Here is an 18,956-nt window from a genome sequence, read left to right on the forward strand (position 1 = left end):
GCACACATACCTCGAGGCCCCCGCCCCGGACACACGACTGCCCCGGACACACGGCCCCCGGACACACGACTGCCCGGGACCAAGGCCCCGGGCAGTCGGACGTCAGGACATCACGAGGGGCGCCCGGTGGTGGCGCGGCCCCTCGCCGGATGCGTCAGCGCGCCTCGACGGGGACGAAGTCACGCTCGACGACGCCGGTGTAGATCTGGCGCGGGCGGCCGATGCGGGAGCCCGGCTCCTTGATCATCTCGTGCCACTGGGCGATCCAGCCCGGCAGGCGGCCCAGGGCGAACAGGACCGTGAACATCTCGGTCGGGAAGCCCATGGCCCGGTAGATCAGGCCGGTGTAGAAGTCGACGTTCGGGTAGAGGTTGCGCGAGACGAAGTAGTCGTCGGAGAGCGCGTGCTCCTCCAGCTTCAGCGCGATGTCCAGCAGCTCGTCGGACTTGCCGAGGGCCGAGAGGACGTCGTGCGCCGCGGCCTTGATGATCTTGGCGCGGGGGTCGAAGGACTTGTACACCCGGTGGCCGAAGCCCATCAGGCGGACGCCGTCCTCCTTGTTCTTCACCTTGCGGATGAAGGAGTCGACGTCGCCGCCGCCCGCCTGGATGCCCTCCAGCATCTCCAGGACGGACTGGTTGGCGCCGCCGTGCAGCGGGCCCCACAGGGCGTTGATGCCGGCCGAGATCGACGCGAACATGTTCGCCTGGGACGAGCCGACCAGGCGGACCGTGGACGTCGAGCAGTTCTGCTCGTGGTCGGCGTGCAGGATCAGCAGCTTGTCGAGCGCGGAGACGACGACCGGGTCGAGGTCGTACTCCTGCGCCGGCACCGAGAACGTCATGCGCAGGAAGTTCTCGACGTAGCCGAGGTCGTTGCGCGGGTAGACGAACGGGTGGCCGATCGACTTCTTGTACGCGTACGCCGCGATCGTCGGAAGCTTGGCGAGCAGCCGGATCGTGGAGAGGTTGCGCTGCTTCTCGTCGAACGGGTTGTGGCTGTCCTGGTAGAACGTGGACAGCGCGGAGACCACCGAGGACAGCATGGCCATCGGGTGGGCGTCGCGCGGGAAGCCCTTGTAGAAGTTCTTGACGTCCTCGTGCAGCAGGGTGTGCTGCGTGATGTCGTTCTGGAAGACGGTGAGCTCGTCGACGGTCGGCAGCTCGCCGTTGATCAGGAGGTAGGCGACCTCGAGGAAGGTCGACCGTTCGGCCAGCTGCTCGATCGGGTAGCCGCGGTACCGGAGGATGCCCTGCTCGCCGTCGAGGTACGTGATGGCGGATTTATAGGCGGCGGTGTTGCCGTAGCCGCTGTCCAGGGTCACCAGACCGGTCTGGGCGCGGAGCTTCCCGATGTCGAAGCCCTTGTCGCCGACGGTGCTGTCGATCACCGGGTAGGTGTACTCGCCGTCGCCGTACCGCAGTACTACAGCATTGTTGGTGTGCTCGCTCACGTCATCCCTCACCGACGTTGTGCCTCTTCTTCGAGGTTGCCCTGACTGTCTCTACCATCCCCCATTTGGCGCAGGAGAGTGCACTCGGGGTCGACCATTGGGCTTATCGGCGGCACTCAGTGCCGCCAACCAGCTCATCCTGCCGCCTCGGTCACGGTTGCGGAAGAGCTCTGTGACCTTCGTGACTCATTTGATCGATCATTTTTTACACGTTCTCCGGAAGTGCCGGAACCGCCCGCGCTCAGCGGCCCGCGAGCCGGAAGTCCAGGGCCGTGCAGCGGCGGCCCGCCGACACCGTGCGCACCGCCTGGCCGATGGCCTTGCGGGAGCCGACGAGCACGACGAGCTTTTTCGCGCGGGTGACGGCCGTATACAGAAGATTCCGTTGCAGCATCATCCATGCACCGGTGGTGACGGGGATCACCACGGCGGGATATTCACTTCCCTGTGAACGGTGGATGGTCACCGCGTACGCGTGGGCCAACTCGTCCAGTTCGTCGAACTCGTAGGGAACCTCCTCGTCCTCGTCGGTCAGCACCGTCAGGCGCTGGTCGACCGGGTCGAGGGAGGTGACGACGCCCACGGTGCCGTTGAAGACGCCGTTCTCACCCTTGTCGTAGTTGTTGCGGATCTGGGTGACCTTGTCGCCGACGCGGAAGACCCGGCCGCCGAACCGCCTCTCGGCGAGGTCGGGGCGGCCGGGCGTGATGGCCTGCTGGAGCAGCCCGTTGAGGGCGCCCGCACCGGCCGGGCCGCGGTGCATGGGCGCCAGGACCTGCACGTCCCGGCGCGGGTCCAGCCCGAACTTCGCCGGGATCCGCCGGGCGGCGACGTCCACCGTGAGGCGGCCGGCCTCCTCCGTGTCGTCCTCGACGAAGAGGAAGAAGTCCTTCATGCCGTCGGTGAGCGGGTGTTGTCCGGCGTTGATCCGGTGCGCGTTGGTCACCACGCCGGACTGCTGGGCCTGGCGGAACACGCGCGTGAGGCGCACGGCCGGCACCGGACCGCCGTCGGCGAGCAGGTCGCGCAGCACCTCTCCCGCGCCCACGCTGGGCAGTTGGTCGACGTCCCCGACGAAGAGCAGGTGCGCCCCGGGCGGGACCGCCTTGACCAGCTTGTTGGCCAGGAGCAGATCCAGCATCGACGCCTCGTCGACCACCACCAGGTCGGCGTCCAGCGGGCGTTCGCGGTCGTAGGCCGCGTCGCCGCCGGGCTTGAGCTCCAGCAGGCGGTGCACGGTGGAGGCCTCGGCCCCGGTCAGCTCGGCCAGCCGCTTGGCGGCACGGCCGGTGGGCGCGGCGAGCACGACCTTCGCCCTGCGCGCGCGGGCCAGCTCGACGATCGAGCGGACCGTGAACGACTTGCCGCAGCCCGGGCCGCCGGTGAGCACGGCGACCTTCTCGGTCAGCGCGAGCCGGACGGCCGCCTCCTGCTCGGGCGCGAGGTCGGCCTTCGTGCGGGTCCTCAGCCAGGCCAGCGCCTTGTCCCAGGCCACGTCACGGAAGGCCGGCATCCGGTCCTCGTCGGTGCGCAGCAGGCGCAACAGCTGGGCGGACAAGGAGAGTTCGGCACGATGGAAGGGAACCAGCCAGACGGCCGTGACGGGTTCCGCCGCGCCGTCGGGACCCGGGACCTTCTCCCGGACGACCCCGGGGTCCTCGCCCTCCTCCGGCGGCACGGCGAGGTCCGCGAGGCACTCGATGACCAGCCCGGTGTCGACCTGGAGCAGCTTGACCGCGTCGGCGATCAGCCGTTCCTCCGGGAGGTAGCAGTGGCCCTGGTCCGTCGCCTGGGACAGCGCGTACTGCAGGCCCGCCTTGACCCGCTCCGGGCTGTCGTGCGGGATGCCGACGGACTGGGCGATCTTGTCCGCGGTGAGGAAGCCGATGCCCCAGACGTCGGCGGCCAGCCGGTAGGGCTGGTTCCTGACGACGGAGATCGACGCGTCGCCGTACTTCTTGTAGATCCGGACCGCGATGGACGTGGACACCTCGACGGTCTGGAGGAAGAGCATGACCTCCTTGATCGCCTTCTGCTCCTCCCAGGCGTCGGCGATCTTCCTGGTGCGCTTGGGGCCGAGGCCGGGGACCTCGACGAGGCGCTTCGGCTCCTCCTCGATGATCTTCAGGGTGTCCATGCCGAAGTGCTGGGTGATGCGGTCGGCGAAGACCGGCCCGATGCCCTTCACCAGGCCGGACCCCAGGTAGCGGCGGATGCCCTGCACGGTGGCGGGCAGGACGGTCGTGTAGTTCTCGACGGTGAACTGCTTGCCGTACTGGGGGTGGGAGCCCCAGCGGCCCTCCATGCGCAGGGACTCGCCGACCTGGGCGCCGAGCAGCGCGCCGACGACCGTGAGGAGGTCGCCGCCGCCCCTGCCCGTGTCGACCCGGGCGACCGTGTAGCCGTTGTCCTCGTTGGCGTACGTGATGCGTTCCAGCACGCCTTCCAGCGTGGCGAGCCGCCGCTCTCCCGCCCCCTGGGCGGCCCCGGTCTGTTGGGACATGGTCCGACCGTACCGCCCACCACCGACAGGGCCGTCCGCCCGCCGGACCCCGCGCCCGCCGGACCTCACGACAACCGCACCTCACGCCCGCCCGGGCCGCCCGCCGCCCGGCCGCCGTCGGCTCAGTCCTGCGTGATCGTCACGCAGGTGCCGACCACATAGCCGGTGACGCCGCTCCTCGTGACCTTCACCCAGCGCTTGCTGACGATGCCGCACTTCTCGTACGAGTCGGCGCCGTAGTACATCGTGCAGGAGGCCGAGGCGCTCTCGCCCTTGTTGAGCTGGGCGAGGGCCGTGCCGCCGGTGCTGGTCGTGGAGCGGATGACCACGGTCTCGAGGGCCTTGGCCGTGCAGCTCGCCGCGGCCGCCGGGGCGGCGGCCACGAACGAGGCGCCGACCAGGGCGGCCGCCCCCACGGAGGCACCGAGTATCCGGCTTGCGCGCATGTCTGTTCTCCCCTGTTCGCTTGGCACGGGCATGCCACCCGTGACGGTCCAAAACAGCCTAGGGGCCCGTGCCGCCCCGTTCATCACGATCCGGTTTCAGCCACGCCGGAGCCTTGATTAACCCCCGTGTAATCGATTCCAATCCTTCGTACACGTCGATGTAATCGATTCCAAGCCCTCACGACGTGCACGAACCGAGTCCACGAGGAGGTGGAGCGGCGATGGCGAGCATCAAGGACGTCGCTGCCGAGGCGGGCGTCTCCGTCGCCACGGTGTCACGCGTCCTGAACGACCATCCGTCGGTCAGCGACGACGCACGCAAGCGCGTGCTGGCCGCCGTCGAGGCGCTGGGCTACCGCCCGAACGCCGTCGCCCGGTCGCTGCGCACCGACCAGACCCGCACCCTCGGGCTGGTCATCAGCGACGTGATGAACCCCTACTTCACCGAGCTGGCCCGCTCCGTCGAGGAGGAGGCCCGCGCCCTCGGCTACAGCGTGATCATCGGCAACGCCGACGAACGGCCCGACCTTCAGGACCATCACGTCACGACCCTCCTGGACCGCCGGATCGACGGTCTGCTGGTCTCCCCCACCGACGGCGGCTCGCCGCGGATGCTGGAGGCCGCGCGCGGGGGCACGCCGATGGTGTTCGTCGACCGGTGGATCCCGGGCCTGGACGTGCCCGTGATCCGGGCGGACGGACAGGCCGCGGTGCGCGACCTCGTCGCGCATCTGCACGGCCTCGGCCACCGCCGGTTCGCCATCATCGCGGGGCCCGCCGCCACCACCACCGGCAGCGAGCGTGTCGAGGCCTTCCGCGCCGCACTGGCCGAGTACGGCCTCCCCCTCCCCGACGCCTACACGGGCCAGGGCGACTTCCAGGCCGAGAGCGGACGGCGGGTCACCGAGGGCTTCCTCGACCTGCCCGAGCCGCCCGAGGTCGTGTTCGCCGCCGACAACCTGATGGCGCTCGGCGCGCTGGACGCCGTCCGCGCGCGTGGGCTGCGCGTTCCGCACGACCTGGCGCTCGCCGCGTTCGACGACATCCCGTGGTTCGTGCACACCGATCCGCCGGTCACGGCGATCGCCCAGCCGACGGGCGAGCTGGGGCGGGCCGCCGTGCGCGCGCTCGTCGACCGCATCGAGGGACGGCCGCCGCAGTCGGTCACCTTCGCCGCCCGCCTCGTCGTACGCCGCTCGTGCGGCGAGTCCCCCGTAACGAACAGGAGCCAGACGTGAGCAACGCGGACGAGTTGCTGCGCATCGAAGGCATACGCAAGACCTTCCCCGGCGTGGTCGCGCTCGACAGCGTCGACTTCGACCTGCGGCGGGGCGAGGTGCATGTGCTGCTCGGTGAGAACGGCGCGGGCAAGAGCACCCTCATCAAGATGCTCTCCGGCGCCTACCGGCCCGACGCCGGGCGGATCCTGGCCGGCGGCGAGGAGGTGCGCATCCACGGCGCACAGGACTCCGAGCGCCTCGGGATCGCCACCATCTACCAGGAGTTCAACCTCGTCCCCGATCTGACGGTCGCCGAGAACATCTTCCTGGGACGGCAGCCCCGGCGGTTCGGCGTGATCGACCGCAAGCGGATGGAGGCCGACGCCGCCGTCCTGCTGGAGCGGGTGGGCGTGAACGTCTCGCCCCGCGCGCGGGTGCGTGAACTCGGCATCGCCCGGCTGCAGATGGTCGAGATCGCCAAGGCGCTCAGCCTGGACGCGCGCGTGCTGATCATGGACGAGCCGACCGCCGTGCTGACCTCCGAGGAGGTCGACAAGCTCTTCGCGATCGTGCGCAGGCTGCGCGAGGACGGCGTCGGCATCGTGTTCATCACGCACCACCTGGAGGAGATCGCCGCCCTCGGCGACCGCGTCACGGTCATCCGCGACGGCAGAAGCGTCGGGCAGGTCCCGGCGTCCACTCCCCAGGACGAACTCGTGCGGCTCATGGTCGGGCGCTCCATCGAGCAGCAGTACCCCAGGGAGCGCGCCGAAGCCGGCGCCGCCCTGCTGTCCGTCGAGGGGCTGACCCGCGACGGCGTCTTCCACGAGGTCTCCTTCGAGGTGCGCGCCGGTGAGGTCGTCGGCATCGCCGGGCTCGTCGGCGCCGGTCGTACCGAGGTCGTACGGGCCGTCTTCGGGGCCGACCCCTACGACCGGGGGACCGTGCGGGTTTCGGGCGCGCCGCTCCCCCGGCACGACGTCAACGCGGCGATGGCGGCCGGGATCGGGCTGGTGCCCGAGGACCGCAAGGGCCAGGGGCTCGTGCTGGACCAGTCGGTCGAGGAGAACCTCGGGCTCGTGACCATGCGGGCCGCGACCCGGGGCGGCCTCGTCGACCTCAAGGGCCAGCGTGCGGCGGCCGCGCGGATGGCCGGGCAGCTCGGGGTGCGGATGGCCGGGCTCGGCCAGCAGGTGCGCACCCTGTCCGGCGGCAACCAGCAGAAGGTCGTCATCGGCAAGTGGCTGCTGGCCGACACCAAGGTGCTGATCCTCGACGAACCCACGCGTGGGATCGACGTGGGCGCCAAGGTCGAGATCTACCAGCTCGTCAACGAGCTGACGGCGGCCGGCGCCGCGGTCCTGATGATCTCCAGCGATCTGCCCGAGGTGCTCGGCATGAGCGACCGGGTGCTGGTGATGGCCCAGGGCCGGATCGCCGGCGAACTGCCTGCGGAGCAGGCCACCCAGGACGCGGTGATGGCACTCGCCGTCAGCGCGCCCGCCACCCCCCGAACCACCCCTACGACCACGGAAGTGGAGGCCGGCCGTGGCCGCTGACACGCATCCGAGCACGACGGGCGCCGGTGGCGGCGCCGCGGCACTCCGCCGCCTGCTCCTCGACAACGGCGCGCTCACCGCGCTGATCGTCCTCGTCATCGCCATGTCGGCGCTGTCGGGCGACTTCCTGACCACGGACAACCTGCTCAACGTGGGCGTCCAGGCGGCCGTGACCGCCATCCTCGCCTTCGGCGTGACGTTCGTGATCGTCTCGGCGGGCATCGACCTGTCGGTCGGCTCGGTGGCCGCGCTGTCGGCGACCGTGCTGGCCTGGAGCGCCACACAGCACGGCGTCCCGGTGGTCCTCGCGCTCGTCCTGGCGGTCGCCACCGGCATCGGGGCCGGTCTGGTGAACGGTTTCCTCATCGCCTACGGCAAGCTGCCGCCGTTCATCGCGACGCTCGCGATGCTGTCGGTCGGACGCGGTCTGTCGCTGGTGATCTCCGAGGGCTCGCCGATCGCCTTCCCCGACTCCGTCTCGCACCTGGGCGACACGCTCGGCGGCTGGCTGCCGGTGCCGGTCCTCGTGATGATCGTGATGGGGCTGATCGCCGCGTTCGTGCTCGGCCGCACCTACATCGGGCGTTCGATGTACGCCATCGGCGGCAACGAGGAGGCCGCCCGGCTGTCGGGGCTGCGGGTGAAGCGGCAGAAGCTCGCCATCTACGCCCTGTCCGGCGTGTTCGCGGCCGCCGCAGGCATCGTGCTCGCCTCCCGGCTGTCGTCCGCGCAGCCGCAGGCCGCCGACGGCTACGAGCTGGACGCCATCGCCGCGGTCGTCATCGGCGGGGCCTCCCTCGCGGGCGGCACCGGCAAGGCCTCGGGCACCCTGGTCGGCGCCCTGATCCTGGCGGTGCTGCGCAACGGGCTGAACCTGCTGTCCGTCTCCGCGTTCTGGCAGCAGGTCGTCATCGGCGTCGTCATTGCGCTGGCGGTGCTGCTCGACACCCTGCGCCGCAAGGCGGGCGCGACCCCGGTGACGGCCGGGGCGGGCGGCGGCAAGGGCCGGCAGGCCGCGACGTACGGCCTCGCGGCCGTCGTCACCGTCGCCGTCGTCGGCGCGACGTCCTTCCTGCACGGCGGGAACTCCCCGAGCGCGAACCCGAGGATCGGCCTGGCGCTGTCCACGCTGAACAACCCGTTCTTCGTGCAGATCCAGTCCGGCGCGAAGGCCGAGGCGAAGAAGCTGGGCGTGGACCTGACGGTCACCGACGCGCAGAACGACGCCTCGCAGCAGGCCAACCAGCTGCAGAACTTCACCAGTTCCGGCTACGACTCGATCATCGTCAACCCGGTGGACTCGGACGCGGCCGGCAACTCGGTGAAGGCCGCCGACAAGGCGAAGATCCCGGTCATCGCCGTCGACCGGGGCGTCAACAAGGCCACGGTGGACGCGCTGGTCGCCTCCGACAACGTGGCGGGCGGTGAACTGGCGGCAAAGACGGTCGCCGAGAAGCTGGGCGGCGCCGGCAGGATCGTGATCCTCCAGGGCCAGGCGGGCACCTCGGCGGCCCGGGAGCGAGCGGAAGGTTTCGCCATGGGGCTGAAGGCCTACCCCGGCATCAAGGTCGTGGCCCAGCAGCCGGCCGACTTCGACCGCACCAAGGGGCTCGACGTGATGTCGAACCTGCTGCAGGCGCACCCGGACGTCCAGGGCGTCATCGCCGCCAACGACGAGATGGCGCTCGGCGCGATCAAGGCGCTGGGCGCCAAGGCCGGCAAGTCCGTCCAGGTGGTCGGCTTCGACGGAACCCCCGACGGTCTCAAGGCCGTCGAACAGGGCACGCTGTACGCGTCCGTGGCGCAGCAGCCGTCCCAGTTGGGGAAGATCGCCGTGGACAACGCGCTGAAGGCGCTGCGCGGCGAGAAGGTCGAGGAGACGGTGAAGGTGCCGGTGAAGGTGGTCACCGAGGCGAACGTGGCCGGGTTCAACGGCTGACCTCGTACGCTGCGCAGCGCAGAGCGCGCCACGCACAGCGCATATCGCACAACGCATTGGCGCGGAAAGGCGGGCGGTCCCTCTGGCGGGACCGCCCGTCCCACGTCACGTATCAGGGGAGTTCTTCCATGTACGACTACGACCTGTTGGTCGTGGGGTCGGCCAACGCCGACCTGGTGATCGGCGTCGAGCGCAGGCCCGCCGCCGGGGAGACGGTGCTCGGTTCCGACCTGGCCGTGCACCCCGGCGGCAAGGGCGCGAACCAGGCCGTCGCGGCCGCGCGCCTCGGGGCCCGTACCGCCCTGCTGGCCCGGGTCGGCGACGACGCCCACGGGCGGCTGCTGCTCGACTCGCAGCGGGCGGCCGGGGTCGACACGGCGGGCGTGCTGACGGGCGGGGCGCCGACGGGCGTCGCGCTGATCACCGTGGACCCCTCGGGGGACAACAGCATCGTGGTGTCGCCGGGTGCGAACGGTCGGCTGACCCCGGCGGACGTCCGGGCCGCGAGCGGCCTCCTGCACGCCTCGCGGGTGGTGTCGGCGCAGCTGGAGATCCCGCTGGAGACGGTCGTGGCGGTGGCGGCGGGTCTGGGGCCGGACAGCCGGTTCGTGCTGAACCCCTCCCCGCCGCGCCCGCTGCCCGCCGTGCTGCTCGCGGCCTGCGACCCGCTGATCGTCAACGAGCACGAGGCCAAGGTGCTCCTCGGCGAGGCGGGCGGCGCGGCCTCCGGGCCCGAGGACTGGGCGCGGCTGCTGCTCGCGAAGGGGCCGCGGTCGGTGGTCGTCACGCTGGGCGCGGAAGGCGCGCTGGTGGCGTCGGCGGACGGCGGCGTGCAGCACGTCGACTCCGTGAAGGTGGACGCCGTGGACACGACGGGCGCGGGCGACTCCTTCACGGCGGCGCTGGCGTGGCGGCTGGGCACGGGCGCGTCGCTCGCGGAGGCGGCGGCGTACGCGGCGCGGGTGGGAGCGGTGTCCGTGACCCGCCGGGGTGCGCAGGAGTCGTTCCCGACCGCCGAGGAGGTCGACGCGCTGGGCGGTGCCGGCCGGCGGGCGGACGACGCGTCCGGGACGTCCCGGCGAGGTGAGGCGCTGTGAAGAAGTCCGGGATACTCAACCGCCATCTCGCGGGGGCGCTGGCCGAGTTGGGACACGGCGACGGGGTGCTGGTGTGCGACGCGGGCATGCCGATACCGGACGGACCGCGCGTGGTCGACCTCGCCTTCCGGGCGGGGGTGCCGTCGTTCGAGGAGGTCGTCGACGGGCTGCTCGCCGAACTGGTGGTGGAGGGCGCGACGGCGGCGGAGGAGGTCAGGGACGCCAACCCCGCGGCCGCCGGACTCCTCGCGGGCCGCTTCCGGTCCCTGACGTACGTCTCGCACGAGCACCTGAAGGAACTGTCGGCGGGGGCGCGGCTGGTGGTCCGCACGGGCGAGGCACGGCCGTACGCGAACGTGCTGCTGAGGTGCGGGGTGTTTTTCTGAGGCACGCCGGGCGAGGGTGCGTGGGCGGCGCACGTCGGGCCGCGCCCTGCAGATCGTCACCCCGCCGCAGGTGCGGGTCAGCGCCCCGGCCCGCGCCACGCTCCTTCAGCCGCCCAACCGCTGGGTCGTCCAGGACCCGGCGCAGGGTTACTACGACGGGCTGTCCGGGGCGGTGCTGCGCTGGCAGGACGGAACCGTTCGCGCCCGCGTTCGGCTGCCGGGAACGGAGCCGGGGGCCTGACGGCCGGGCCCTCCGACGCGCACGGGAGGACGAAGTGCAAAGCGAACGAAACAGGCCGTCGAGACATGCCGGCCGCGGCAAACACCTCACGGGCCCAATGCATCACTTGTAATGAACCGCGCAGGTCAAACGGGTGACACGGGCAAATCGCCCTCCATGATGTGCTCGTTCCCCCACCCCTCCCATGAGGAGTACGACCATGTCGGAGACGACCGAGCCCAACGTCGGTACGTTCACCATCGGTGCCGCGATCACTGTCGAACCCCCCACCCCGGTCGAGGTGCCGGACCACGAGGACTGGACCCTGCCGAACGGCTTCGCCTGGATCTTCCGGGGCGAGGGCAACACCGTCCCCGGCAGTCTCGTCCGCCCCGTGATCATGGCCGACGGGTTCAACCTCGGCCGCAGCGAGCTCGACAAGCTGTACCAGGGGCTGGAGGGCGGCTATCCCTTCGTCAGCGAACTGCGCCGACGCGGACGGGACGTGATCCTGCTCGGGTTCGAGGAGCGCTCCGCGTCGATCCTGGACAACGCGGAAGCCGCCGCGGCCGCCGTCATGCGGGCCAACGCCGAGAAGCAGGGCGACGCCCCCCTGGTGGTCGGCGGGTTCAGCATGGGCGGCATCGTCACCCGTTACGCGCTGGCCAAGCTGGAGACGCAGCGGATGCACCACCAGACCGCGCTGTACTTCTCGTACGACAGCCCGCACCGCGGCGCCTCCATCCCCGTCGGCGTACAGGCGTTCTCGTACTTCATCCCGTTCGCGAACGACTTCGCGAAGCAGATGGACAGCCCGGCGGCCCGCCAGATGCTCTGGCGGCACTACGACAAGGACACCGGGAAGATCGGGGTCGCCGAGGAGCGCACCGAGTTCCTGGCCGCGCTCGACCGGATGGGCGGCTGGCCGCGGATCCCGCGTCTGCTCGGCATCGCCAACGGCCGCGGCGACGGGGTCGGCCTGCCGGACGTCACGCCCGGTGAGATGGCGCTGCGGATCGACGGGATCTACCCGGGCACCACCTTCTACACCCAGGCCCAGGGCGACGACGTGACGGTCGCCTACCTGAACCGGCGGTTCCCCGCGGCCGAGAAGACCATCACCACCGACGGCTTCCCCGAGCTTGACGGCGCGCCCGGCGGCACCCTGCACACGTACAAGATCCTCGCCGACACCATGCGGAAGCTCGGCGGCACGGTGGACCTGCGGCACGAGGAAGTCTGCTTCGTGCCGTCGGTGAGCGCGGTCGCCATCCGTGATTTCGAGACGCAGGCGGACCTGTATGCGAAGGTCGACGATCTGTCCCCGGAGGAGAGCGAGTTGGACGACTTCATCCTTTCGTCGACGACCACGCCGCACACCGGGATCACCGAGGAGCTGTGCACCTGGCTGCTGGACAGCCTGCCCCACTGATCCTTCGCGTCCCGCCCGAGCACCGTCGGGGCCGTCCTCCACTCGCAGCTGGCGGAGGACGGCCCCGTCACCGCTCCCTGATCCAGCCGCGTCAGGCGGGCGGTGCGGGCGCTTCGGGGGCGGGCGGCAGGGGGTCGGAGACGAACGATCCCCGGGCGCGGACGGTCACCACGAGCCCCCTGTCCCGAAGGATGTCCAGGGCGCGGCGGACGGTACCGGGACCGACCTTGTGCTCGTGGGTCATGGTCAGTTCGCCCGGCAGCCGCGTGCCCGGCGGGTACTCACCGGAACGAATCTTCCGCTCGATGATCGCGGCGAGCTGTTCATAGACGTACTGCGGCGAATCGGGGCTGATCTGGTCCACGCGTCGACCGTATGCCGCCACTCTCCACTGCGCATTACTTAGTACTACTACCAACCACTACCTACTACTACCGCTATCGCGTTAAGCTCCCGAGCGACAAAGACGCCCCGGCCGGAAGTGTGAGAGCTTCCATGCCGGGGCTGAGCCGACTATCGAGGAGTCGACCTGTGCGCAGCCTACTGGGCCTGCTGGCCGCGATCCTGAGCCTCCTTCTGCCGCCGCGCGGAGCGCACCGCGCACCCGGGCCTTCGCCGTTCCCGGACGTTCCCCCACAGTGGCCCGCCCGCGCGGCCGGGAAACGGCCCCTCCCCGCGGACGCGGTCTTCGTCGACGGGCTGCCTCTGGTGCGCCCGTACCTCGTAGCCCTGGGCCACCAGCTCCACGCCCCGGCGGGGGCCGTCGCATGAGCGCCAGGCGCTTCCGCAGCGTCGGCGTCGACCCCGCCACCGGCAAGGAGGCGTTCGTGCTCGCGCGCCCCGGCGGGGTCCTGGAGGAACTCGCCGACGCGCAGGCCCTCAAGGCGGCCGCCGTCCTGGTGACGGTCGTCGGGGCCGTGCTGGAGGCCGGGAGACCGTCCGACGCCGAACTCGCCGCGTTCGTGCCGTCGCTGCACGGAGCACTCGAGGAATGCGTGGGCATCATGGCGGCGGACAGGGAGCCCTGACGCGAAAGAGGCCGGCTGCGGGAGCCGGAGTTCTCCGGCTCCCGCAGCCTTCGGACCGTCGGGGCTCGGCCCCGTCGTTCAGAGGTTCAGGTTCGCCGTGAACCGCTCCGCCGTCTCCGCCAGGACCTCCCTGCCGTCACGCGCCCACAGACCGTCGTTGAACAGCTCGACCTCGATCGCGCCGGTGTAGCCCGCCGCTTCCACGTACCCCTGCCACTCGCGCATGTCGATCGCGCCGTCGCCGATCTGGCCGCGGCCGGTCAGCACGCCCTCGGGCAGCGGGGTCGTCCAGTCGGCGAGCTGGAAGGTGTGGATGCGGCCGCCCGCGCCCGCCCGGGCGATCTGGGCGGGGGCCTGGTCGTCCCACCAGATGTGGTACGTGTCGACCGTGACGCCGACCTGGTGGGCCGGGAAGCGTTCGGCCAGGTCGAGGGCCTGGGCGAGCGTCGACACCACGCAGCGGTCGGCCGCGTACATGGGGTGCAGGGGCTCGATGGCCAGCTTCACCCCGTGCTCCTCGGCGTAGGGGCCGAGGACGGACAGGGCGTCCGCGATGCGCTCGCGGGCGCCGTGCAGGTCCCTGGAGCCGGCGGGCAGGCCGCCGGAGACCAGGACCAGCACCTCGGTGCCGAGGGCGGCCGCCTCGTCGACCGCCCGGCGGTTGTCGGCCAGGGCCGCCGTCCGCTCGTCGGGATCGATCGCGGTGAGGAAGCCGCCGCGGCACAGGGTCGTCACCGTCAGGCCCGCGTCGCGGACCAGCTTCGCCGTCGCCTCCACGCCGTACGTCTGCACCGGCTCGCGCCACAGGCCGACGTTGACGACGCCCAGCTCCCGGCAGGCGTCGACGAGTTCGGGCAGCGACAGCTGCTTGACCGTCATCTGGTTGATCGAGAAGCGGGACAGGTCCCCGGAAGCGCTCACTGGTTCACCCCGTACAGCGACAGCAGGTTCTTCATCCGCTCCTCGGCGAGCTTCGGGTCGGGGAACAGACCCAGCCCGTCGGCGAGTTCGTAGGCGCGGGCGAAGTGCGGGAGGGAGCGGGCCGACTGCAGGCCGCCGACCATCGTGAAGTGCGACTGGTGGCCGGCCAGCCAGGCCAGGAACACCACGCCCGTCTTGTAGAAGCGGGTCGGGGTCTGGAAGAGATGGCGGGACAACTCGACCGTGGGGTCGAGGAGGGCGCGGAAGCCGGCCGTGTTCCCCGTGTCGAGGACCCGGACCGCCTCCGCCGCCAGCGGGCCCAGCGGGTCGAAGATGCCGAGCAGGGCGTGGCTGAAACCCTGCTCGTCGCCCGCTATCAGCTCGGGGTAGTTGAAGTCGTCGCCGGTGTAGCAGCGGACGCCCCGCGGCAGCCTGCGCCGGATGTCGATCTCGCGCCCGGCGTCCAGCAGGGAGACCTTGATGCCCTCCACCTTGTCGGGGTGGGCGGCGATGACGTCGAGGAAGACGTCCGTGGCCGCGTCCAGGTCGGACGAGCCCCAGTAGCCCTCCAGCGCCGGGTCGAACATCGGGCCCAGCCAGTGCAGGATCACCGGCTCGGCGGACTGGCGCAGCAGGTGGCCGTACACCTCGAGGTAGTCCTCGGGGCCCGAGGCGGCGGCCGCGAGGGCGCGGGAGGCCATCAGGATGGCCCGCGCGCCCGACTCCTCCACGAGGGCGAGCTGCTCCTCGTAGGCGGCGCGGACCTCGGCGAGCGTGCCGCCGGCGGTGAGCTGGTCGGTGCCGACGCCGCAGGCGACGCTGCCGCCGACGGCCCTGGCCTCGGCGGCGGAGCGGCGGATCAGCTCGGCCGCGCCCGCCCAGTCCAGGCCCATGCCGCGCTGGGCGGTGTCCATCGCCTCGGCGACGCCGAGCCCGTGGGACCACAGGTGGCGGCGGAAGGCGAGGGTGGCGTCCCAGTCGACGGCGGCGGGCGAGTCCGGCGACACGTCCGCGAAGGGGTCGGCGACGACGTGCGCGGCCGAGTAGACCGTCCGGGAGGTGAAGGGCGCGCCCGTGGTCAGGGCGAGGGGCTCGGTGCGGGGCTCGTAGGTGCGCAGGCCGCCGCCCGCGCCGGGCAGCTGGATCGTCACAGCGTGACCTCCGGGACGTCGAGACGGCGGCCCTCGGCGGAGGACTTCAGTCCCAGTTCGGCGAGCTGGACGCCACGGGCGCCGGCCAGCAGGTCCCAGTGGTAGGGGGCGTCGGCGTAGACGTGCTTGAGGAAGAGCTCCCACTGCGCCTTGAAGCCGTTGTCGAACTCGCCGTTGTCGGGGACTTCCTGCCACTGGTCGCGGAAGACCTCGGTGGCGGGGATGTCCGGGTTCCAGACCGGCTTGGGGGTGGCCGAGCGGTGCTGGACGCGGCAGTTGCGCAGTCCGGCGACGGCCGAGCCCTCGGTGCCGTCGACCTGGAACTCGACGAGTTCGTCGCGGTTGACGCGCACGGCCCAGGAGGAGTTGATCTGGGCGATCGCTCCGCCCTCCAGCTCGAAGACGCCGTAGGCGGCGTCGTCGGCGGTGGCGTCGTAGGGCTTGTCCTGCTCGTCCCAGCGCTGGGGGATGTGGGTGGCGGTGAGGGCCTGGACGGACTTCACCCGGCCGAACAGCTCGTGCAGGACGTACTCCCAGTGCGGGAACATGTCGACGACGATGCCGCCGCCGTCCTCCGCGCGGTAGTTCCACGACGGGCGCTGGGCGGCCTGCCAGTCGCCCTCGAAGACCCAGTAGCCGAACTCGCCGCGGACGGAGAGGATCCGGCCGAAGAAGCCGCCGTCGATGAGGCGCTTGAGCTTCAGCAGACCCGGCAGGAACAGCTTGTCCTGGACGACGCCGTGCTTGACGCCCGCGGCGGTGGCCAGGCGGGCCAGTTCCAGGGCGCCGTCGAGACCGGTGGCGGTGGGCTTCTCGGTGTAGATGTGCTTGCCGGCGGCGACCGCCTTCCTGATCGCCTCCTCGCGGGCGGAGGTGACCTGGGCGTCGAAGTAGATCTCGACGGTCGGGTCGGCGAGGACCGCGTCGAGATCGGTGGAGACGTTCTCCGGGTCCAGGCCGTGCTGCTCGGCGAGCGCCTTCAGCGCGTGCTCGCGGCGGCCGACGAGGACCGGTTCCGGCCACAGCACGGTGCCGTCGCCGAGGTCGAGGCCGCCCTGTTCGCGGAGGGCCAGGATGGAGCGGACGAGGTGCTGGCGGTAACCCATGCGCCCGGTCACGCCGTTCATGGCGATCCGCACCGTCTTGCGTGTCACGTCGATCCCTTCGTAGGCGTCGTGCGCAGCCTGTCTGCGCGTTCCGTACGCGTTGTGCGCGCCGCGTACGCCTCTTCCTGATCAGCGTGACAGCAAGCGCTTTCTATACAGGAAGAAGCTAGCCTCTGACCCGTGGTCCGGACAAGTGCATGTCCATCCCGAGTTGTTCGAGGGGGCGAACAACGGGGCTCCCGGGCCGTAAGGTCGGCTCGACACGCCCGGGAACCGCGCCTGCGAAGGCTGCCGTCCACCAGGGCATACGACGACGTACGACGAGATGTGCGACCGGAGGACTTCGAGATGACGGTGACCCTGGCGGACGTGGCGGCCCGCGCGCAGGTCTCGCCCGCGACGGTGTCGCGCGTGCTGAACGGGAACTACCCCGTCGCCGCTACCACCAGGGAGCGGGTGCTGCGGGCGGTCGACGAGCTGGACTACGTGCTGAACGGGCCGGCGAGCGCGCTGGCCGCGGCCACGTCCGACCTGGTCGGCATTCTGGTGAACGACATCGCCGACCCCTTCTTCGGGATCATGGCGAGCGCGATCCAGTCGGAGATCGGGGGGCCGGGCGGCCGGGCCGGGGGCGAACGGCTCGCGGTGGTCTGCAACACCGGAGGCTCGCCGGAGCGCGAACTGACCTATCTGACGCTGCTGCAGCGGCAGCGGGCGGCCGCCGTGGTGCTCACCGGCGGGGCCGTGGAGGACGAGCCGCACGCGTCGGCGGTGGCGGCGAAGCTGCGCAGGCTCGGCGAGGCGGGCACGCGCGTGGTGCTGTGCGGCCGGCCGCCCGCGCCGGACGCCTCGGCCATAGCGCTGACCTTCGACAACCGCGGGGGCGGACGGGAGCTGACCGAGCACCTCATCGGGCTCGGACACCGGCGGCTCGGCTACATCGCGGGCCCCGAGGAGCGCACGACCACCCGGCACCGGCTGGAAGGCCACCGGGCGGCGCTGGCCGCGGCCGGCATCGAGGAGGACCCGCGCTGGACCGTGCACGGCCGCTACGACCGGCGGGCCGGCTACGAGGCGACGCTGGAGCTGCTGCGCCGGGACCCGACGCTGACGGCGGTCGTCGCCGCCAACGACTCCGTCGCGCTCGGGGCCTGCGCGGCGCTGCGGGAGTCGGGGCTGCGGATCCCGGAGGACGTGTCGGTGGCGGGTTTCGACGACCTGCCCTTCAGCATCGACGTGGTGCCCTCCCTGACGACGGTGCGGCTGCCGCTCGCGGAGGCCGGGGCCCGGGCGGGCCGCATCGCCATGGGCCGCGAGGAGCCGCCGCACGGCGGGATCGCCACGATCCGGGGCGAGTTGATGGTGCGGGGATCCTCCGGGACGCCGCGGAGCTGACGGGGGGGGCGTCCGGGACACCGGGGAGTCGACGGTGCGCGGGTCGTCCGGGACACCGGGGAGCCGACGGTGCGCGGGCCGTCCCACGCGGGCGTGACCCGCAGAGCCCCCGCGCGCGCGGGGGCGGCCGCGCGGGGGCGGCGTCGGCCGGGGTGAGCCGTACGCACCAGTGCCAGTAGGTGCGGACGGGACTCGGCCCGTCTCGGCTGGACCCGCGCGCCGCCTCGGGGCGACAGTGGGAGCATGAAGTTCGCCTTTTCCACTCTCGGTGTCCCCGGTCTGCCCGTTTCCGAAGTGCTGCGGCTCGCTGTCGCGCACGGCTATCACGGCGTGGAATTGCGCGCCCATCCCGAGGAGCCGGTCCATCCGGGACTGAGTCCGGACGAACGGACCGAGGTCGCTGCCGAGTTCAAGGCCGCGGGCGTCGAGATCCTCGGGGTCGCCGGGTACGCGCGGGTCGCCGCGCCCGGCGACGACGAGCCCGTGCTCGACGAGATCCGCGGCCTCGTCGGCCTGGCCCGCGATCTCGGCGCGCCCTTCGTCCGCGTCTTCCCGGGCGGATCAAAGGACCAGACCGACGCGGACGCCGTGGCCGCCCGACGCCTCGGCGCAGCCGCCGAGCATGCCGCCGACCTCGGCGTGCGCATCCTGCTGGAGACCCACGACTCGCACCGCACCGGCGCGGACGTCATCCGGATCATCGGCCCCGTCGGACACCGTCAGGTCGGCGCGCTCTGGGACGTCATGCACACCTGGCTGGCCGGCGAGCAGCCGCAGGACACGTACGCCGCGCTCTCGCCGTTCCTCGGCTATGTGCAGGTCAAGGACATCGCCTCGGCCGAGGACACCACCCCGCTGGCGCTGGGCGACGGGGTGCTGCCGCTCGCGGAGTGCGTCGAGGTCCTGACCCGGCACGGCTGGGACGGCTGGCTGTGCTGGGAGTACGAGAAGCGCTGGTACGAGGCCGCCGAGCCGCTGGAGCCCCTCCTGGACGGCGGACGCGCCCACCTGGGACGCCTGCTCAACGACTCCGCGTGACGGGAGCGGGCCGCGGGCGGGGTCCTGCCGGTCAGCGGCCCGGTCCTACCGGCCAGTGGCCC

General features: G+C 71.6%; 18 protein-coding genes. 11 read left to right on the forward strand and 7 right to left on the reverse strand.

Annotated elements, in window-relative coordinates; all coding sequences use genetic code 11:
* Window positions 1-154 precede the first annotated feature (154 nt).
* The 3 genes from IE239_RS00565 to IE239_RS00575 all read right to left on the reverse strand — a co-directional run bounded on the left by IE239_RS00565 (window position 155) and on the right by IE239_RS00575 (window position 4,402).
* Window positions 155-1,453, reverse strand: a complete 1,299-nt coding sequence (locus tag IE239_RS00565; protein ID WP_190147195.1) for a citrate synthase — start codon at window positions 1,451-1,453, stop codon at window positions 155-157.
* A 241-nt stretch (window positions 1,454-1,694) separates the two neighbouring features.
* Window positions 1,695-3,956 carry an SF1B family DNA helicase RecD2 gene (gene recD2, locus IE239_RS00570; protein WP_190147196.1) on the reverse strand — a complete coding sequence of 754 codons (2,262 nt, stop codon included), beginning with the start codon at window positions 3,954-3,956 and terminating at the stop codon, window positions 1,695-1,697.
* Window positions 3,957-4,078: 122 nt separating this feature from the next.
* Entirely contained in the window at window positions 4,079-4,402 is a 324-nt protein-coding gene (locus IE239_RS00575) for a hypothetical protein (protein ID WP_190147197.1), read from the reverse strand.
* Between the two features lie 221 nt (window positions 4,403-4,623).
* Between IE239_RS00575 and IE239_RS00580 the strand changes: the two genes are divergently transcribed.
* From IE239_RS00580 to IE239_RS00610, 7 genes are all read left to right on the forward strand, one after another.
* Window positions 4,624-5,640, forward strand: coding sequence for a LacI family DNA-binding transcriptional regulator (locus IE239_RS00580; RefSeq protein ID WP_190147198.1), 1,017 nt, complete (start codon window positions 4,624-4,626; stop codon window positions 5,638-5,640).
* Window positions 5,637-7,181 carry a sugar ABC transporter ATP-binding protein gene (locus IE239_RS00585; RefSeq protein ID WP_190147199.1) on the forward strand — a complete coding sequence of 515 codons (1,545 nt, stop codon included), beginning with the start codon at window positions 5,637-5,639 and terminating at the stop codon, window positions 7,179-7,181. Before IE239_RS00580 ends, IE239_RS00585 begins: the two co-directional genes overlap by 4 nt.
* Window positions 7,171-9,120 (forward strand): ABC transporter permease/substrate-binding protein, encoded by a 1,950-nt coding sequence (locus IE239_RS00590; protein WP_190147200.1) that lies wholly within the window; start codon window positions 7,171-7,173, stop codon window positions 9,118-9,120. Before IE239_RS00585 ends, IE239_RS00590 begins: the two co-directional genes overlap by 11 nt.
* A 128-nt stretch (window positions 9,121-9,248) precedes the next feature.
* The gene (locus IE239_RS00595) at window positions 9,249-10,217 is read left to right on the forward strand and encodes a ribokinase (RefSeq protein ID WP_190147201.1); all 969 of its coding nucleotides are present in this window, start codon (window positions 9,249-9,251) and stop codon (window positions 10,215-10,217) included.
* On the forward strand, window positions 10,214-10,603 hold the full coding sequence (rbsD, locus tag IE239_RS00600) for a D-ribose pyranase (RefSeq protein WP_190147202.1): 390 nt from the start codon (window positions 10,214-10,216) through the stop codon (window positions 10,601-10,603). Before IE239_RS00595 ends, rbsD begins: the two co-directional genes overlap by 4 nt.
* A 16-nt stretch (window positions 10,604-10,619) precedes the next feature.
* Window positions 10,620-10,844 (forward strand): DUF6177 family protein, encoded by a 225-nt coding sequence (locus IE239_RS00605; RefSeq protein ID WP_190147453.1) that lies wholly within the window; start codon window positions 10,620-10,622, stop codon window positions 10,842-10,844.
* Window positions 10,845-11,043: 199 nt separating this feature from the next.
* Complete coding sequence (locus tag IE239_RS00610; protein WP_190147203.1) at window positions 11,044-12,255, forward strand: lipase family protein; 1,212 nt, start codon at window positions 11,044-11,046, stop codon at window positions 12,253-12,255.
* Window positions 12,256-12,346: 91 nt separating this feature from the next.
* On the opposite strand, the gene IE239_RS00615 is transcribed toward IE239_RS00610, so the two are convergent.
* On the reverse strand, window positions 12,347-12,619 hold the full coding sequence (locus tag IE239_RS00615) for a GntR family transcriptional regulator (RefSeq protein WP_190147204.1): 273 nt from the start codon (window positions 12,617-12,619) through the stop codon (window positions 12,347-12,349).
* A 167-nt stretch (window positions 12,620-12,786) separates the two neighbouring features.
* Here IE239_RS00615 and IE239_RS00620 point away from each other — a divergent pair, with 167 nt between their 5' ends.
* Window positions 12,787-13,026, forward strand: coding sequence for a hypothetical protein (locus IE239_RS00620; RefSeq protein WP_190147205.1), 240 nt, complete (start codon window positions 12,787-12,789; stop codon window positions 13,024-13,026).
* The gene (locus tag IE239_RS00625; protein WP_190147206.1) at window positions 13,023-13,283 is read left to right on the forward strand and encodes a hypothetical protein; all 261 of its coding nucleotides are present in this window, start codon (window positions 13,023-13,025) and stop codon (window positions 13,281-13,283) included. The genes IE239_RS00620 and IE239_RS00625 overlap by 4 nt, the downstream gene beginning before the upstream one ends.
* A 78-nt stretch (window positions 13,284-13,361) precedes the next feature.
* Here the strand turns inward: IE239_RS00625 and IE239_RS00630 are convergent, their stop codons facing one another.
* The 3 genes from IE239_RS00630 to IE239_RS00640 are packed head-to-tail and all read right to left on the reverse strand — an operon-like array spanning window position 13,362 to window position 16,509.
* Window positions 13,362-14,162 carry a sugar phosphate isomerase/epimerase family protein gene (locus tag IE239_RS00630; protein ID WP_190147421.1) on the reverse strand — a complete coding sequence of 267 codons (801 nt, stop codon included), beginning with the start codon at window positions 14,160-14,162 and terminating at the stop codon, window positions 13,362-13,364.
* Window positions 14,163-14,200: 38 nt separating this feature from the next.
* Window positions 14,201-15,355, reverse strand: a complete 1,155-nt coding sequence (locus IE239_RS00635; RefSeq protein ID WP_190147207.1) for a dihydrodipicolinate synthase family protein — start codon at window positions 15,353-15,355, stop codon at window positions 14,201-14,203.
* Window positions 15,352-16,509 (reverse strand): Gfo/Idh/MocA family protein, encoded by a 1,158-nt coding sequence (locus tag IE239_RS00640; RefSeq protein WP_190147208.1) that lies wholly within the window; start codon window positions 16,507-16,509, stop codon window positions 15,352-15,354. Before IE239_RS00640 ends, IE239_RS00635 begins: the two co-directional genes overlap by 4 nt.
* Window positions 16,510-16,809: 300 nt before the next feature.
* On the opposite strand from IE239_RS00640, the gene IE239_RS00645 reads away from it, so the two are divergent.
* Window positions 16,810-17,856, forward strand: a complete 1,047-nt coding sequence (locus IE239_RS00645; RefSeq protein WP_190147209.1) for a LacI family DNA-binding transcriptional regulator — start codon at window positions 16,810-16,812, stop codon at window positions 17,854-17,856.
* Between the two features lie 243 nt (window positions 17,857-18,099).
* Window positions 18,100-18,894, forward strand: coding sequence for a sugar phosphate isomerase/epimerase family protein (locus tag IE239_RS00650; protein ID WP_190147210.1), 795 nt, complete (start codon window positions 18,100-18,102; stop codon window positions 18,892-18,894).
* Window positions 18,895-18,956 lie beyond the last annotated feature (62 nt).

Origin of the sequence: Streptomyces humidus, from assembly GCF_014649655.1 — a bacterium.
GTDB classification, from domain to species: domain Bacteria; phylum Actinomycetota; class Actinomycetes; order Streptomycetales; family Streptomycetaceae; genus Streptomyces; species Streptomyces humidus.